12 protein-coding genes and 1 pseudogene are annotated in these 15861 nt (G+C 68.1%); 4 read left to right on the top strand and 9 right to left on the bottom strand.

Annotated elements, in window-relative coordinates:
- A pseudogene (gene putA / locus TY51_RS16615) lies at positions 1-2333 on the bottom strand (bifunctional proline dehydrogenase/L-glutamate gamma-semialdehyde dehydrogenase PutA); the annotation flags it as partial.
- A gap of 106 nt (positions 2334-2439) precedes the next feature.
- Between putA and TY51_RS16610 the strand changes: the two are divergent.
- Complete coding sequence (locus TY51_RS16610) at positions 2440-2904, top strand: Lrp/AsnC family transcriptional regulator (RefSeq protein WP_042251546.1); 465 nt, start codon at positions 2440-2442, stop codon at positions 2902-2904.
- Here the strand turns inward: TY51_RS16610 and selB are convergent.
- The 7 genes from selB to fdnG all read right to left on the bottom strand — a co-directional run bounded on the left by selB (position 2901) and on the right by fdnG (position 11859).
- The gene (gene selB / locus TY51_RS16605) at positions 2901-4787 is read right to left on the bottom strand and encodes a selenocysteine-specific translation elongation factor (RefSeq protein ID WP_042251544.1); all 1887 of its coding nucleotides are present in this window, start codon (positions 4785-4787) and stop codon (positions 2901-2903) included. The two genes, TY51_RS16610 and selB, sit on opposite strands and share 4 nt — an antisense overlap.
- Positions 4784-6142 (bottom strand): L-seryl-tRNA(Sec) selenium transferase, encoded by a 1359-nt coding sequence (selA, locus tag TY51_RS16600; RefSeq protein ID WP_042251540.1) that lies wholly within the window; start codon positions 6140-6142, stop codon positions 4784-4786. The genes selB and selA overlap by 4 nt, the downstream gene beginning before the upstream one ends.
- Positions 6142-6990: a formate dehydrogenase accessory protein FdhE gene (fdhE, locus tag TY51_RS16595; protein ID WP_231559112.1), complete on the bottom strand. Its 849-nt coding sequence runs from the start codon at positions 6988-6990 to the stop codon at positions 6142-6144. The genes selA and fdhE overlap by 1 nt, the downstream gene beginning before the upstream one ends.
- Before the next feature lie 120 nt (positions 6991-7110).
- Positions 7111-7800, bottom strand: a complete 690-nt coding sequence (locus TY51_RS16590) for a formate dehydrogenase subunit gamma (protein ID WP_042251537.1) — start codon at positions 7798-7800, stop codon at positions 7111-7113.
- Positions 7800-8504 (bottom strand): formate dehydrogenase subunit beta, encoded by a 705-nt coding sequence (gene fdxH / locus TY51_RS16585; protein ID WP_307537710.1) that lies wholly within the window; start codon positions 8502-8504, stop codon positions 7800-7802. The genes TY51_RS16590 and fdxH overlap by 1 nt, the downstream gene beginning before the upstream one ends.
- Positions 8505-8512: 8 nt before the next feature.
- On the bottom strand, positions 8513-8782 hold the full coding sequence (locus tag TY51_RS24405) for a hypothetical protein (protein WP_307537707.1): 270 nt from the start codon (positions 8780-8782) through the stop codon (positions 8513-8515).
- Positions 8779-11859, bottom strand: a complete 3081-nt coding sequence (fdnG, locus tag TY51_RS16580; protein ID WP_156118088.1) for a formate dehydrogenase-N subunit alpha — start codon at positions 11857-11859, stop codon at positions 8779-8781. Before fdnG ends, TY51_RS24405 begins: the two co-directional genes overlap by 4 nt.
- 249 nt (positions 11860-12108) lie before the next feature.
- On the opposite strand from fdnG, the gene TY51_RS16570 reads away from it, so the two are divergent.
- The 3 genes from TY51_RS16570 to TY51_RS16560 are packed head-to-tail and all read left to right on the top strand — an operon-like array spanning position 12109 to position 15136.
- Positions 12109-12972, top strand: coding sequence for a putative selenate ABC transporter substrate-binding protein (locus tag TY51_RS16570; protein ID WP_156118087.1), 864 nt, complete (start codon positions 12109-12111; stop codon positions 12970-12972).
- A 3-nt stretch (positions 12973-12975) separates the two neighbouring features.
- A complete protein-coding gene (locus TY51_RS16565) occupies positions 12976-13632 on the top strand; it encodes an ATP-binding cassette domain-containing protein (RefSeq protein ID WP_042251530.1) in 657 nt (218 codons plus the stop codon).
- Positions 13625-15136 carry an ABC transporter permease gene (locus TY51_RS16560; RefSeq protein WP_042251527.1) on the top strand — a complete coding sequence of 504 codons (1512 nt, stop codon included), beginning with the start codon at positions 13625-13627 and terminating at the stop codon, positions 15134-15136. The genes TY51_RS16565 and TY51_RS16560 overlap by 8 nt, the downstream gene beginning before the upstream one ends.
- Here the strand turns inward: TY51_RS16560 and TY51_RS20485 are convergent.
- Positions 15133-15741: an acyl-homoserine-lactone synthase gene (locus tag TY51_RS20485; RefSeq protein ID WP_197054809.1), complete on the bottom strand. Its 609-nt coding sequence runs from the start codon at positions 15739-15741 to the stop codon at positions 15133-15135. The two genes, TY51_RS16560 and TY51_RS20485, sit on opposite strands and share 4 nt — an antisense overlap.
- Positions 15742-15861: the final 120 nt, after the last annotated feature.

Below are 15861 nucleotides of genomic sequence, written 5' to 3'. Positions count from 1 at the left end.
GGCGATGATGTCGCGCACCGCCTGTTCGGGCAGCGCGGTGCTGTCCACGATCATCGCGTTCAGCCCGCCCGTCTCCGCGATCAGCGGCGTGCCGGGGGCCATGTGATCGGCCATGCTGGCTGCGATCAGCCGCGCGGTGTCGGTGCCGCCGGTAAACACGACGCCGTTGACGCGCGGATCGCGGGTCAGTGCCGCGCCCACCGTCCCACCGTCGCCGGGCAACAGCTGCAGCGCGTCCGTCGGCACGCCGGCACGGTGCAGCAGGCGCACGGCATGGGCGGCGATCAGCGGGGTCTGTTCGGCGGGCTTGGCCAGCACCGCGTTCCCTGCCATCAGTGCCGCCGCGACCTGTCCGGTGAAGATCGCCAGCGGAAAGTTCCACGGGCTGATCGCCGCGATGATCCCGCGCGGGGCATTCGCGCGGCCTTCGCCCTGCTGGGCGTAATAGCGCAGGAAATCCACCGCCTCGCGCAGTTCGGCCACGGCGTCGTTCAGGGTCTTGCCCGCCTCGCGTGCCAGAATGCCGAAGATCTGGCCGAAATCGGCCTCGAACAGGTCGGCGGCGCGGCGCAGGATCGCGGCGCGGTCCGCGGCAGGGGCGGCCCAGGGGCGTGCCGCGTCGATGGCGCGGGTGACGGTGGCCTCGTCAGCCTCGGTGACGGTCGCCAGGGTTTCACCGGTGGCGGGGTTGATGACGGGAACGGTCTGTCCGGTGCCCGCCTGCGCGGTCAGCGGGCCGGCACTGGGCATCGCCCCATCGCGGGCGCAAAGATCAGGTCCAGCTGGTCCGTCGCGGCCAGATCGAACCCCTGCGCATTGACGCGGCCCGCGCCATAGATCGCATGGGGTGCCAGCAGGGTCACCGGGGCCTGCGCCGTCGCCAGCGCATCGAACGGATCGCGGGCGATCTGTTCCGGGGTCACGTCCAGATCGACGATCTGGTTCACGAAGCTGCTGTTCGCGCCGTTCTCCAGCAGGCGGCGCACCAGATAGGCCAGCAGGTCCTGATGCGCGCCGACCGGGGCATAGATGCGGCAGGCAGTGGCGTTGTCGCGCAGAACGATGTCGTGCAGCCGTTCGCCCATGCCGTGCAGGCGCTGGAATTCGAACGGCGCATCGCCCGCCAGCTCCAGGATGGCCGCGACGCTGTGCGCGTTATGCGTGGCGAATTGCGGATAGATGCGGTCGGTCATGCCCAGCAGCTTCTTCGCCAGCGCGACATAGCTGACATCCGTCGCGGTCTTGGAGGTGAACAGCGGGAAATCCGGATGCCCCTCGACCTGCGCACGCTTCATTTCCGTGTCCCAGTAGGCGCCCTTGACCAGACGCAGCATGATGCGGCGGTCGTGCCGGACGGCCAGCGCGTGCAGCGCGTCGATCATCGGCCCCGCCCGCTTGCCATAGGCCTGCACCACCACGCCGAACCCGTCCCAACCGGCCAATTCCGGGTCCGGCAGGACGGCGGCGATCACCTGCAGCGACAAGGCAAGGCGGTCCTGTTCCTCGGCGTCGATGTTCAGGCCTATGTTGGCGGCGCGGGCCTGTCGGGCCAGATCGCGGACCACGGGGACCAGTTCGGCCATCACGCGGTCTTCCTGCGCGACCTCGTATCGGGGGTGCAGCGCCGACAGCTTGATCGAGATGCCGGGGTTCTTCACGACCGACCCGTGCGTGCAGGCCCCGGCAATCGCCTTGATCGCCTTGCGGTATTCGTCGGCATAGCGGTCGGCGTCGCGGGCGGTCATCGCCGCCTCTCCCAGCATGTCATAGCTGTAGGTATAGCCCTTGGCCTCTTGACCCTTGGCGCGATCCAGCGCCGCGTCGATGGTCTGGCCCAGCACGAACTGACGGCCCATCTCGCGCATGGCGCGGGTGACGGCGGTGCGGATCACCGGCTCTCCAAGGCGGCGGACCGCGCCGCGCAGCGTGCCGGCCAGACCGGGCTTGCTGTCGTCCAGCACCCGCCCCGTCAGCATCAGCGCCCAGGTCGAGGCATTGACCAGGCTGGAGGAGCTGTCGCCCAGGTGGCGGCCCCAATCGGACGGCGCGATCTTGTCCTCGATCAGCGCGTCGATTGTGGCGCGGTCGGGGACGCGCAGCATCGCCTCGGCCAGGCACATCAGGGCGACGCCTTCGCGGGTGGACAGGCCGTATTCGGCCAGCATCAGCTCCATCATCGTGGGCTTGGATTCGGCGCGGATGCGGCGGATCAGATCGGCGGCGCGGGCGCTGATCCGCGCGCGGGTGTCGGGCGACAGCGCCGCATCGCGGAACAGACGGTCCAGCAGGGGCCCTTCGGGTTGGAACTTGGCGGCAAAGGAAAGGTCGGTCATGGCAGCACCCCTGTCTGATGCCGGCAGAATATCGCGGTCGCTCTGGACGATGGGACCAATGATGGGCAGGATCGCAGGCACATCGTCCATTTGCGGGACCCGCCACATGACTGACCTACTGGACCCGATCAACCGCCGCATCCTGGCGGAACTGGTGGCCAACGCGCGGATCCCGGTGACGGAACTTGCGCGCAAGGTCGGCCTGTCCAAGACCCCCGTCGCCCTGCGCATCCGCCAGCTGGAGGAGGCAGGCCTGATCACCGGATACCGCGCGATCCTGTCGCCCGTCCGCCTTGGCCTGACCCACGTCACCTATGTCGAGATGCGCCTGTCCGACACGCGCCACAAGGCGCTGGAATCGTTCAACGCCGCCATCCGCCTGATCCCCGAGGTCGAGGAGTGCTACATGATTGCGGGGGGGTTCGACTATCTGCTCAAGGTACGGTCGCGCGACATGGCCGATTACCGGCGCATCATGGCGGAAAAGCTGTCCGCCCTGCCGCATGTCGCCTCCACCTCCAGCTATGTCGCGATGGAGGCGGTGATCGAGCAGGGCATCGCGCCGATCTAGCCGAACAGGTCCAGCCGGTGCGGGTTCAGCCGGCGCAGGTCGCCCCGGCGCAGCGTGACGCCGTGCCTGTCAAAGAAATCCAGGATCTCGATCGCGACCTTGCGGCCGTTCTGGACCCGGTCGCGGAACAGGGGCGCGGTGAACCACCCGTCCGGCGTCCCCGCCGCCACGTCGCGCAGGATCGCCACCATGTCGGCGGTCACCGCGCGGGCAAAGAAATGGTCATGCGCGATCTGGTCGGTGCGGCCCAGTTTCTGGGTCATGCGGAGTACGCGGCGCACGTCCTTTTCGTCCACCCCGAACTCGGTCGCGAAATCGCGCACCCGCGGCGGGCGATAGCGCAGATCGCCGGTCAGCGAGGGCAGGATGCGGTCCCACAGCGCCTCGTCGTCGGGCGACAGGCGCACCTCGTGGCCGGGCAGGCGCAGGAACGCCCCGTCCGGGACGATCCGCCCGGCATCCGATTCCGCGCGCAACAGCGCCAGATAGGCGTCCTTGGGCAGCCTCGGCGTCAGCGCCAGCCGCAGCCGTTCGCGGCCCATGCCCGGCAGGTCGGGGTTTTCGGCGTGAAAGGCGGACAGCGCGTCGATGATGCCCCGCTGCAGCGCATCCAGATGCGCGGGCGACAGGGCCAGCCCGGCCACCATCCGCGCACCGGCCAGTGCCGTGGCCGCGTCAGCCGGCGACAGGGCGCGGTCGCGCATGAAGACGGCGGAGTCGACCGGGCCCACCGCCAGCATCGCCTGCATCGGATCGGGGGACTGGGCGGCACGGATCAGCGCCAGCCGTTCCGGTGTGCGCCGCTTGCGCGCGGGCGGGCGCAGGTCCAGGAAATGCCCGCCGCCGATGGTCCGGCTGGCCGACACGTCGCGCAGGATGAACCGGTCGCCGATGGTCGCGGCCATAGGTCGGTCCAGCACGATCTGCACCGGGCCGCTGTGGCCCGGCGCGATGGGATCGCCCAACGGCACGATCCGCGCGCCCAGTTCGGTCGCGTGGCTGTGCAGGCGGGCGGGGAACCAGGTGCCGATGGGCTTGGGCTCGGTCTGCAGCACGGTCAGGACGGCGTCGATCCGTTCGGTGGGCGCGTGCAGCGCGGGCGCCAGCACGATGTCGCCGCGATGGATCGCGTCCTTGGCGACCGATTCCCCCGCCAGGTTCAGCGCACAGCGCTGTCCGGCGACGCCCAGGGTTGATTGGCGGTTCTGGGCATGGATGCCCCGCACCCGCGCCGCGATCCCCGACGGGCTGATCGTCACCAGATCGCCGACCGCGACCTGTCCCGACAGCACCGTGCCGGTCACGACCGTGCCCGCGCCCTGCAGGGTAAAGCTGCGGTCCACCGCCAGGCGAAAGCCCGCATCGGCGGTGCGATGCGCGACCTGCGCCTCGGCCGCGATCAGCGCGTCGCGCAGGCTGCCCACGCCTTCGCCCGTCAGGGACGACACCGGGATGATCGGCGCATCCGCCAACCCGCTGTCGGCCAGGGCGTCGCGGATCTGGGCCGTAACCTGCGCGCGGCGGTCGTCGTCGGCCAGATCGGCCTTGGTCAGCGCGATCAGCCCGCGCGACAGGCCCAGCAGGTCCAGGATCGCCAGATGCTCTCGTGTCTGCGGCATGACGCCGTCATCGGCGGCCACGACCAACAGCGCCAGATCGATCCCGCCCGCGCCTGCCAGCATCGTGTGGATCAGCCGTTCGTGCCCCGGCACGTCGACGAACCCCGTGACCGCCCCGCCGCCCAGATCGGCATAGGCAAAGCCCAGGTCGATGGTGATGCCGCGGGCCTTCTCCTCGGCCAGGCGGTCGGCATCGGTGCCGGTCAGCGCCTTGACCAGCGCAGTCTTGCCGTGGTCGATATGCCCCGCGGTGCCGACGATCACGACAGCGCGTCCAGCAGGTCGCGGTCATCGCCCAGACAGCGCAGGTCCAGGATCAGGCCACCGTCGCGGATATGGCCGATCACCGGGCGCGGCCGGGCGCGCAGCCATGCCGCCAGGCGGTCGGGCGCATCGCCGCCCACCCCCGTGATGCGCAGCCCGGCCGAGGGGATGGTGTCCGTCGGCAGCGACCCCGATCCGATCTGGCTGGCGCAATCCGTCAAGGCGACGCGGTAATCGGGCAGCAGCGCCGCGACCTGCGGCGCAAGACGCGCGGCTTGGGCCGCGATGTCGGCCTGCGGGCGGGACAGCATGCGCAGGACGGGCAGCCGCTGGTCCAGCCGGTCCGGGTCGCGATACAGGCGCAGCGTCGCCTGCAGCGCGGCGATGCGGATCTTGTCCAGTCGCACGGCACGCTTCATCGGGTTCTTGTTGATCTGTGCAATCAGGTCGCGACGCCCGACGATGAACCCCGCCTGCGGCCCGCCCAGCAGCTTGTCGCCCGAAAAGGTGATCAGGTCGGCGCCTTCGGCCACGGCTTCGGCGACTGTGGGCTCGCGGCGCAGGCCCCAATGCGACAGATCGACCAGCGACCCGGCGCCCAGGTCGTTCAGCATCACCACGCCCGCATCGCGCGCGATGGCGGCCAGGTCCGGGGCCGCGACCTCGGCCGTGAACCCCTCGATCCGATAGTTCGAGGTGTGGACCTTGAGGATCAACCCGGTCCGGTCGGTGATCGCGTCCCGATAGTCGCGGGGATGAGTGCGGTTGGTGGTGCCCACCTCGACCAGGCGGGTGCCGGCGCGGGCCATGATGTCGGGCATGCGGAAGGCGCCGCCGATCTCGATCAGCTCTCCGCGCGACACGATGCTGTCGCGGTCCTGGCCGAACGTGTTCAGCGCGATCAGGACGGCGGCGGCATTGTTGTTGACGATGGTCGCGTCCTCGGCCCCGGTCAGCTCGCACAGCAGGCCGCGCAGGTGGTCGTCGCGCTGCCCGCGCCCGCCGGTCTGCAGGTCGAACTCCAGCGCCAAGGGCGCGACCATCGCGGCGGAGGCGGCGGCGATCGCCTCGTCCGCCAGGATCGCGCGGCCCAGATTGGTGTGCAGCACGGTGCCGGTCAGGTTCAGGATCGGTCGCAGCTGCGTGACCGCCGCCGCCGCCAGATCGGCTGCCACCAGATGCGGAAGACGCGCCGCCTCGGCCGCACCGTCGGCACCATCGCGGATCGCCGCACGGGCCGCATCAAGGCGCAGCCGCGCGGTACGGGTCACCGCTTGGCGGCCATGCGCGTCGATCAGCGACGGCACGGCCAACAGCACCTGATCGACCGACGGCAGCGCCCGGAAACCCGACATCAGTAGCCCGCAAGAAACGGGTTGAACCCGCCGCGCCGCTTGTCCGTGTCCTTCATCAGCAGGTCCAGACCCAGGCTGCCCACATCGTCGGCGATCGCCTCGAGGCTGGGATTCTTGTTCTGGTACAGGATCTTGACCCAACTGTCGCAATCGCCACAGACCTCGGCCCGGACGGTCGCCTGGTCGGTCTCGACGCTGCGATAGCTGATCTGGCCGGTCTGGCCACAGCACAGGCAGGTCAGGCGCACCTCGTTCCATTGGGTCTGGCAGCAGGCGCAGGCGGCGTAGCGCACGCCGTCCAGATCGCCCACCCCGATCACGCTGGAGGTGGCAGGCTTGCCACCGCAGGACGGGCAGACGCCGGTGCGGATCTTGACCAGCTGATCGGCGGGCAGTCCGGCCGCCAGACGCGACAGATGCAGCTGCACGGCCAGCGACGCGAACAGATGCGGTGCGACGCTGTCATCGGGAATGGTGTCGGCCAGGATGTTTTCCAGCAGCCAGTGGCGGTCGGCCAAGGGCGCGGCGGTCACTGCGGACAGGGCGATGCGCGCCGGTTCCGGCATGTCCAGCGCCGCCGCATGGGTCAGGACCGCGTCCAGCACCGCATGCAGGTCCGGGTCGGACGCCAGCCGCTGCCGGTCGATCGGCGGCATGCGGTTTTCGCGGGCCAGACGGATGCGGTCGGCGGACAGGGGGGCGGGGCGGGGCAGTTCCTCGGCCAGCCGTGCCTGCAGGTCGGCCAGCTGGCCCAGAAAGGCCAGCCAGGGCCCCAGGTTCGCGCTGTGCTGAGCCAGGAAGGCCAGACGTTTCGCGCGCGTCGCGAACAGGCGCAGCGGTTTGGGCAAAAGACCAGCGGCGCCGTGGGGACGCCGCCGATGGCCGAGGGATCGGGTTGGATGGTGGTGGTCATGTCAGTCTCCGGGCCGAACCGGCCACAGGGGATGCCGGTGATGGTGGCCGGCAAATTACTCTGCCGGGCCCTTGTTGTCGCGGCTGGCGATCTCTCGCAGCCATTTGCGGTGGTGGCGCCAGGCCCATCCGCCGGTCACGGTGCCCCGGGTCATCGCGCGCAGCGTGCCCCGCGTCCAGATCGCGGCATAGACATGCATGATGAACACCAGGATGATCGCCACGGCAGCCAGCGCATGGACCAGCACCGCGATGCGGCGCACGGGGATGCTGACCAATCCGGGGAAGAACTGTTCCCAGATCATCACCCCGGTCACGATCAGCACGATGATCAGCCCGGACATGCCCCAGAAGACGAACTTCTGACCGGCATTGTACTTGCCCAGTTCGGGCAGGTTTTCCTCGCGGCCCTTGACCACGTCGCCGATGTTGGCGACCCAGGTCGCATCCTCGGGCTTGGGCATGTTCAGGCGCCACAGCTGGATGAACATCAGCGCAAAGCTGATGAACAGGACCACGCCGATGATCGGGTGGATCCAGCGCGTCGTCTGCCCACCGCCGAACAGGCCCGTCAGGAAATAGAGGGCCGGATCGAACAGGGCCAGTCCCGACAGCGCCAGCGCGATCAGGCTGAAGGCCGTCACCCAGTGGTTCAGCCGGGTGATGCCGCGATAGCGGCTGACCTCGACCGGCTGGATGCTCTCCAGCCGGTCGCCGCGTTCAGAGTAGTAGGGGCGCGGTGCCATCAGACATGCCCCCCGTGGTCGGGGTCTTCGCCCTTGACCAGCGCATCGGCGGACTGGACGTCATGCTCCTCGACCTCGTTGCCGCGGGCGAACAGGCCGTGCAGCGTGGCACCGACGGCTGCCAGACCGATGGCCGCAAGGCCCGCGGTCTTGGTCACGCCCTTCCAACCCTCGACCACCGGAGAGATCCGGGGGTTTTCGGGCAGGTCGTTGTAGATGCCGGGCTTGTCCGCGTGATGCAGCACATACATCACGTGGGTTCCGCCGACGCCGGCCGGATCGTAAAGGCCCGCGTTTTCATAGCCGCGCGACTTGAGATCCTCGATCCGGGTCTCGGCATGGGCCTGCATGTCGGCCTTGGTGCCGAACACGATGGCCTGCGTGGGGCAGGCTTTCGCGCAGGCAGGACCTTGGCCCACGGCCACGCGGTCCGAACACAAGGTGCACTTGTAGCTCTTGTGGTCGGTCTGGCTGATGCGCGGGATGTCGAAGGGACAGCCGGTGACGCAATAGCCGCAGCCGATGCAGTTGTCGTGGATGAAGTCCACGATGCCGTTGGAATACTGCACGATGGCGCCAGGCGCCGGGCAAGCCTTGAGACAGCCCGGATCCTCGCAATGCATGCAGCCGTCCTTGCGGATCAGCCATTCCAGGTCGTTGGTGGCCGGGTTCTCCCATTCCGCGAAACGCATCAGGGTGAACATGTCGGGGGTCAGATCGTGGGGGTTCTCATAGACCCCACGTTCTCTCCGACCGCGGGGGTCGTGTCGTTCCATTCCACGCAGGCGGATTGGCAGGCCTTGCAGCCGATGCACTTGGACACATCGATCAGCTTGGCCAGCTTTTCCAGCTGGCGTTCCGGGGCAGGCACGTTCCGCGTGGCCGAGATGCGCACGACGTCGCGCGCATCGAAATAGGCCTCGGTCGGTTGCACGGGCGGGTTGGACGCCGCCGTGGTCGGGCTGTTTGCCATGTCGTTCATGCCACCGGCTCCTCGGTTGCGGGTTCGATGTTGACCAGGAACGCCTTGAATTCGGGCGTGTCCGTGTTCGCATCCCCGATGAACGGCGTCAGGCTGTTCGGCCCCCAGCCTTTTTTGGCGGCCCCCATGAAGCCCCAGTGCAGCGGAATGCCCACCACATGGACGGGCTTGCCGTCACAGATCAGCGGCTGCAGGCGACGGGTGACCACCGCCTTGGCCCAGACCTGTCCGCGCTTGCCGAACACCCGGACGCGGCTGCCATTGGCGATGCCGCGTTCCTCGGCCAGCTCGACGCTGATCTCCACGAAGAACTCGGGCTGCAACGCGGCGTTCACCCGGTTGTGCTTGGTCCAGTAGTGGAAATGCTCGGTCAGGCGATAGGAGGTCGCGACGAACGGAAACTCGTCGCTGTTCCCAAGCCGGGCCACGTCGCTTTCGAACACGCGCGCCACCGGGTTCCCGCGCATGCGCGGATTGAACACGTTGGCCATCGGGCTTTCGAACGGCTCCATATGCGTCGGGAAAGGCCCGTCGCGCATCATGCCCCGGCTGAACAGGCGCGACACGCCCTCCTGGTTCATGATGAAGGGTCCGACCGTCGACGGGTCCGCCGTCGGCGCGATGTCGGGCACGTCGTAGCCGCCCCATTTGGCGCCGTCCCACTGGATCAGCGGGCGCGTGGCGTCCCAAGGCTTGCCCGCCATGTCGGCGGAGGCACGGTTGTACAGCACGCGCCGGTTGGCCGGCCAGGCAAAGGCCCAGTTCAGGTACATGCCGGTCTCGTCGGGATCGGAATTGTCCCGCCGCGCCATCATGTTGCCGTCCTCGGTCCAGCTGCCGGCATAGATCCAGCAGCCTGCCATGGTCGTGCCATCGTCGCGCAGCTGTCCGAAACCGGACACCTGCTGACCCGCCTGCAGGACCTGCGCACCCGTTGCCGGGTCCGTCACCGCAGCCAGCGCACGACCGTTCATCTCGCGCGCCAGTTCGGCGGGCGTGGGTTCGCCCGGATCGGCATAGTCCCAGGACAGGTTCACGATCGGATCGGGGAAGGCACCGCCTTCGGTCCGATACAGCTCGCGCACCCGCGTCCAGATCTGCGCCATGATCCAGGTGTCGTGCTTGGCCTCGCCCGGCGGCGTCGCGCCCGGCCAGTGCCATTGCAGCCAGCGGCCGGAATTGACCAGCGCACCCTCGTCCTCGGCAAAGCAGGTCGTCGGCAGTTCCAGCACTTCGGTCTGGATGCTGGCCGTGTCGACCTCGTTATGCGCGCCGTGGTTCTGCCAGAAATGCGAGGTCTCGGTGGACAGGGGGTCCATCACGACCAGCATCTTCAGCTTGGAAAGGCCCGCCGTCACCTTGCCGCGGTCCGGGATGGACAACAGCGGGTTGAAGCCCTGGCAGAAGTACAGGTTCACCCGGTCGTTGTTCATCAGCTCGAACATGCGCATGATGTCATAGGCCGGGACGTCCAGCTTGGGCAGATAGTCGAAGGCCCAATCATTCTCGGCCGTGGCGGCATCGCCCCACATGGCCTTGAGGAAGCTGACCATGAACTTGGGATAGTTCTGCCAATAGCTGGTCTGGCCCGGCTGCAGGGGCCGGAACTCACGGGTCGACAGATAGGTCTGCCAGTCGACCTCCTTTTCCGTCGGGATGTTCAGGTATCCCGGGATCAGGTTCGACATCAGGCCGATATCGGTCAGGCCCTGGATGTTGGAATGGCCGCGCAGCGCGTTCATCCCGCCACCGCGGACGCCGATATTGCCCAGGATCAGCTGCAGCATCGCCATGCCGCGGATATTCTGGGCACCCTTGGAGTGCTGGGTCCAGCCAAGCGCGTACATCGACGTCATCGTCTTGTCGACGGCCGAGCACTCGCCGATCATGGCGCAGATATCCAGGAACTTGTCGCGCGGCGTGCCCGTGATGTTCTCCACGAATTCCGGCGTGTAGACATCGACATGCTGCTTGAGCATGTTCCAAACGCAGCGCGGGTCCTGCAGCGTGGGATCGGTCAGCGCAAAGCCGTCCTCGCCCATCTGATAGTCCCAGCTTTCCTTGTTGAAATCGCGCTTTTCCTCGTCATAGCCGGTGAAAAGCCCGTCGGACCAGCCAAAGTCCTCGCGCACCAGATAGGACGCGTTGGTATAGTTGCGGACATAGTCCCACTGGACCTTGTCGTTCTCCATGCACCAGCGGATCACCCCCATCAGGAAGGCGATGTCGCTGCCCGGACGGATCGGCGCGTAATAATCCGCCACCGATGCGGTGCGGGTATAGCGCGGGTCGACCACGATCAGCTTGGCGCCGCGATGCGCCTTGGCCTCGGTCACCCATTTGAAGCCGCAAGGATGTGCCTCGGCCGCGTTTCCGCCCATGACGATCGCCAGGTCGGTGTTCTTGATATCAGTCCATGGATTGGTCATCGCTCCACGTCCAAACGTCGGGCCCAAACTGGACACCGTCGGGCCGTGTCAGACGCGAGCCTGATTATCGAATCCCACAATCCCCATGGACCGGACCGTCTTGTAGGTCAGCCATGCGGTTTCGTTTGTCGTGGCCGAAGCCGCCAGGAACCCCGTCGTCGTCCAGCGGTTGACGGGGGTGCCGTCATCGTTGGTCGCGATGAAGTTCGCGTCCCGATCGTCCTTGAGGGCGCGGGCGATCTTGTCCAGCGCGGCCTCCCAGGTGATCTCCTCGAACTGGTCGGATCCCGGACGGCGCAGGCGCGGCTGCGTCAGGCGCGTGGGCGCAAGGACGAAGTCCTTCAGCGCCGCACCCTTGGGGCACAGCGTTCCGCGGTTCGTCGGGTGATCGGCATCGCCCTCGATGTGCATCAGCTCGGCGGTCTCGCCGGCCTTCACGTCGCCGCGCGAATACATGATGATGCCGCAGGCGACCGAGCAATAGGGGCAGGTGTTGCGTGTTTCCGTGGTCGTGGCCAGCTTGAACGCGCGCACATGCGCGGCTTCTGCTGCCTCGGCCCCGCCGAAGCCCATGGCTCCAAGCGACGTTGCCGCAACCCCCGCACCCGCTAGCCGTAAAAAGCCGCGACGCGAAAGGTCGATATTCATGGGACCCTCCCTCTGCCTGTCAAATTCGATAGGTACATCCCAATTGTCTGCCGCAGCCTCGTCCAAGTCAAGCCGCGAAGCCTTGCGTGCGACCGAACGGACGGTCTAGAACAGGGCATCAAGCCGATGCGCCGGGGGCGTTCGGGCCGCGTGGCTCCGCCGGAAACGGGGGCTTGGCACATCGGCGCGAGACCCCGTGATCGGCGGGGTCCGCCGATCCCAACCCATCACCCTGACCGGAGCCTTTTCATGCCCCTGATGTCGCGCCTGTTCGCCACCGTGCTGGCCACCGCCCTGCCGCTGTCCGCCGCAGCCCAGGAAACGCTGTATTTCTCGGCCATTCCCGACGAGGACGAGACCCGTCTGGTGGAACGCTTTACCGCCGTCGCCGAATACCTGTCGGAGGAACTGGACGTGCCGGTCGAGTTCGTGCCGGTGAAATCCTATCCCGCCGCCGTCACCGCCTTCCGCAACGACCAGGTCCAGCTGGCCTGGTTCGGCGGCCTGTCGGGCGTTCAGGCCCGCCTGCTGGTCGACGGTGCCCGCGCCATTGCGCAGGGCGACGAGGACACCACCTTCGTCAGCTATTTCATCGCCCATACCGACACCGGCCTGACCGAATCCGAAGCGTTCCCCGAGGCTGCGCGCGGCATGTCCTTCACCTTCGGCGCCAAGACCTCGACCTCTGGGCGGCTGATGCCGGAATTCGCGATCCGCGAGAACACCGGCGAGGCGCCGGAGGAATTCTTTGACCGCGTGGGCTTTTCGGGCGACCACAGCCAGACCCTGCGGCTGGTCGCGTCGGGTGCGTGGCAGGTCGGCGCGCTGAATTATACCGTGTACGATCAGGCAGTTGCGGATAACGCCCCCGAGGTCGAGACGGCCAAGGTCATCTGGAAGACACCGCCCTATCCCGACTACAACTGGACCATCCGCGGCGACGTCGATGCCCGGTGGGGCGAAGGGTTCGCCGACAAGGTTCAGGCCGCGTTGATCGGCATGAACGATCCGGACCTGCTGGCGGCCTTCCCGCGCAATGCCTTCATTCCCGCCGCGAACGAGGATTACGCCCCCATCGAACAGGTCGCCCGCGATCTGGACCTGCTGGAGTAACCCTTGCTGCTGCTGGACGGGGTCGATCTTGGCTATGGCGGCACGCCCGTCCTGGCCGGGGTGCGACTGCATGTCGCGCCGGGTGAACGGGTCGCCCTGCTGGGGCGCAGCGGTTCGGGCAAGTCGACCCTGCTCTCGGCCCTGCACGGGGCGGCGGCGGGGCGCGGCATGCGAATCGCGCTGGTCCCGCAGGACGCGGCGCTGGTCCCCCAGCTGTCGGCCCTGCGCAACGTCCTGATGGGGCGGCTGGACGATCACGGCGCGTGGCGCAACCTGCGCACGCTGATCCGTCCGGCGGCCCCCGACCGCGCCGCGGCCCTGGCCGATCTGGATCGCGTGGGCCTGACGCCAAACGCCGATGCCCGCGTGGAATCCCTGTCGGGCGGGCAGAAGCAGCGCGTGGCCCTGGCGCGCGCCCTGCATCGCGGCGGCGACCTGATCCTGGGGGACGAGCCGCTGTCGGCCGTCGATCCGCGCCAGGCGCAGGATCTGGCTGCGCTGCTGCGTGCGGCCTTTCCGACCGCGATCCTGGCGCTGCATGACGTGGCCGTCGCACGGGCCTTTGCGACGCGCGTCATCGGGCTGAAGCAGGGCGTCTTCCTGTTCGACCTGCCGGTGGAGCAACTGGACGCCTCGCGGATCGAGGCCCTTTATGGCTAGCCTGTCGCGCCTTGGCGTGGTGGCGGGGTTCCTGGCCGTGGCCGCCCTGTGCCTGCCGCTGGCCGATCTGACGGTCGCGGGCCACGACCCGTGGGCCGCGCTGGCCCGCATGGGCCGCGGCTTTCTGGCCCCCGATTTCAGCGCCATCGAACAGATCGCCCGTGCCGTCGCGCTGACCGTGGCCTTTGCCGTGGCCGGCGTGACCTTGGGCGGGGTCGCGGGGCTGATCATGGCGCCCTTCTATCGGCTGCGGGCGGTGCGCGGCTTCGCCATCGCGCTGCGGTCGGTCCATGAGCTGTTCTGGGCGCTGCTGCTGCTGCAGGTCTTCGGGATCAGCGTCTGGTCAGGGGTGCTGGCCATCGCGCTGCCCTATGCCGGGATCTTCGCCAAGGTCTTGTCCGAGATCCTGGACGAGTCCGACCGCCGCCCCGACCGCTGGCTGGGCCCGTCGGTCGATCCGCTGACGCGCTTCCTGTGGGCGCGCGCGCCGCTGGCTTTGCCGCAGATGGCGACCTATGCGCTGTATCGGCTGGAATGCGGGCTGCGGTCGTCGGCGGTGCTGGGCTTCATCGGCTTGCCGACGCTTGGGTTTCAGCTGGACACGTTTTTCCGGCAGGGCGAATACGGCGCGGCGGGGGCGGTCATGGCGATCTATATCGCGCTGATCGCGACGGTCCGGTTGTGGATGCGGCCCCGGCTGCTGCTGGGCTGGCTGATCTTTGCGGCGGTGATGCTGGCCACCGTGCGCACGCCGCCGATGGGGCAGGGCGCGCTGTGGCGGTTCCTGTCCCAGGACATCATCCCCGCGCCCCTGCGCCAGGGCGATCCCGCGGCGCTGCTGCCGTGGCTGTGGGACCTGACCACCGCGGCGATCCTGCCGGGGCTGGTCGCGACGCTGATCGTCGCGCAGCTGGCGCTGGTGTTGGCGGGAGCCGTGGCCTTTGTCGCGCAGGCGCTGATCGTGCCGCGCGTGACGGGGCGCATCGGCGCCGCACTTGGGCATCTGGTGCTGGTGATCCTGCGGTCGTTCCCCGAATACATGCTGGCCTATCTGTTCCTGCAGGTCTGGGGGCCGTCCATGCTGCCCACGATCCTGGCGCTTGGCCTGCACAACGGGGCAATCATCGGGCATCTGCTGGGCCGTCAGGCGACCGGCATGACGCTGCGCGCGGACGCACCCCGCGGCCTGACCCTGTGGGGATGGGAGATCGTGCCCCGCCTGTTCGGCCCCTTCGTCGCCCTCTGCCTGTACCGGTGGGAGATCATCATCCGGGAATCCGCGATCATGGGGATCCTGGGCATCGCCACCCTGGGGTTCTACCTGGACGACGCCATCGGAGAGCTGCGCATGGACCGAGCAGTCGTCATCCTGGCCGCGACCGGGCTGGTCACGGTCGGCATCGACGCGCTGTCGCGCGCCATCCGTGCCCGCCTTGGGGCGGGCGATCTGCGGGTCGGGGACGCGCGGCCGGGGGCGGTCCCCGGCCAGGCGACCAACTGCTAGGCGGCCATCTGCGGCTGGCGCACGGCGCAGGCAAAGGCCAGGAACTTGCCGTCGTCGTTGGACACCAGATCACCCATCGGACGGGGCGTCCAGCCAAGGCGCGACGCCATGCGCAGGAACGCGGGCGGCCCCAGGAACAGGCAATCGGTGGCGCCGACATCGTGCAGGTATTCGTTCGACGCCTCCAGGATCGCCTCGGCCAGGCCCGGCACGGGCAGGGCGGCAAAGCGGGTCAACTCCCACGCCTGCGGATCGACGGGGGGTTCGTCATGGCACAGGTTGGTGGGCATGCCCGGCAGCAACCCGCGATGCGCGTCGCGGATCATGTAGGAATAGACCACTTTGCCGCCGCCGAACGAACAGTCGGTCCGTTTCAGCCGCGCCCCACCGATCGCGCGCCCATCGCGATGGGCGATCACATAGACGGTGTCAAAGGTGTCGTACTGCTCGAACTCGATGCCTTCGGCGTGGTGCAGGGGCCATGCCATGCGGTCCACGAAGATCTGCTTGCGCAGCTGGAAGAAGCTGGCGACCAGGTCGAACTGGGCCATGTCGCGCGGCAGGCGGACCGTGGCGATCTGCACGTCGGTCATTGTCTGTGTCATGTCACGCATTCCTATTGCCGATACCCGTCCGGAAGCTTGGCCAGTCCCAGGAACTGGCGTCCGCCGGTCACCTTGTTGGGCAGCCACAGGCCCCAGCTGGTCACCTCGACCGCAAGTACG

This window comes from Paracoccus sp. PAMC 22219 (assembly GCF_000787695.1).
Classification (GTDB): Bacteria; Pseudomonadota; Alphaproteobacteria; order Rhodobacterales; family Rhodobacteraceae; genus Paracoccus.
This window is presented reverse-complemented; position numbering and strand designations above follow the sequence as displayed.

Bases quoted from the DNA above. Each gene is read 5' to 3' on its own strand.
- TY51_RS16570 (WP_156118087.1), top strand. From the start codon at position 12,109: ATGCCCCTGATGTCGCGCCTGTTCGCCACCGTGCTGGCCACCGCCCTG.
- selA (WP_042251540.1), bottom strand. From the start codon at position 6,142: ATGTCGGGTTTCCGGGCGCTGCCGTCGGTCGATCAGGTGCTGTTGGCC.
- TY51_RS16560 (WP_042251527.1), top strand. From the start codon at position 13,625: ATGGCTAGCCTGTCGCGCCTTGGCGTGGTGGCGGGGTTCCTGGCCGTG.
- TY51_RS16590 (WP_042251537.1), bottom strand. From the start codon at position 7,800: ATGGCACCGCGCCCCTACTACTCTGAACGCGGCGACCGGCTGGAGAGC.
- TY51_RS16610 (WP_042251546.1), top strand. From the start codon at position 2,440: ATGACTGACCTACTGGACCCGATCAACCGCCGCATCCTGGCGGAACTG.
- TY51_RS20485 (WP_197054809.1), bottom strand. From the start codon at position 15,741: ATGACACAGACAATGACCGACGTGCAGATCGCCACGGTCCGCCTGCCG.
- fdxH (WP_307537710.1), bottom strand. From the start codon at position 8,504: ATGTTCACCCTGATGCGTTTCGCGGAATGGGAGAACCCGGCCACCAAC.
- TY51_RS24405 (WP_307537707.1), bottom strand. From the start codon at position 8,782: ATGAACGACATGGCAAACAGCCCGACCACGGCGGCGTCCAACCCGCCC.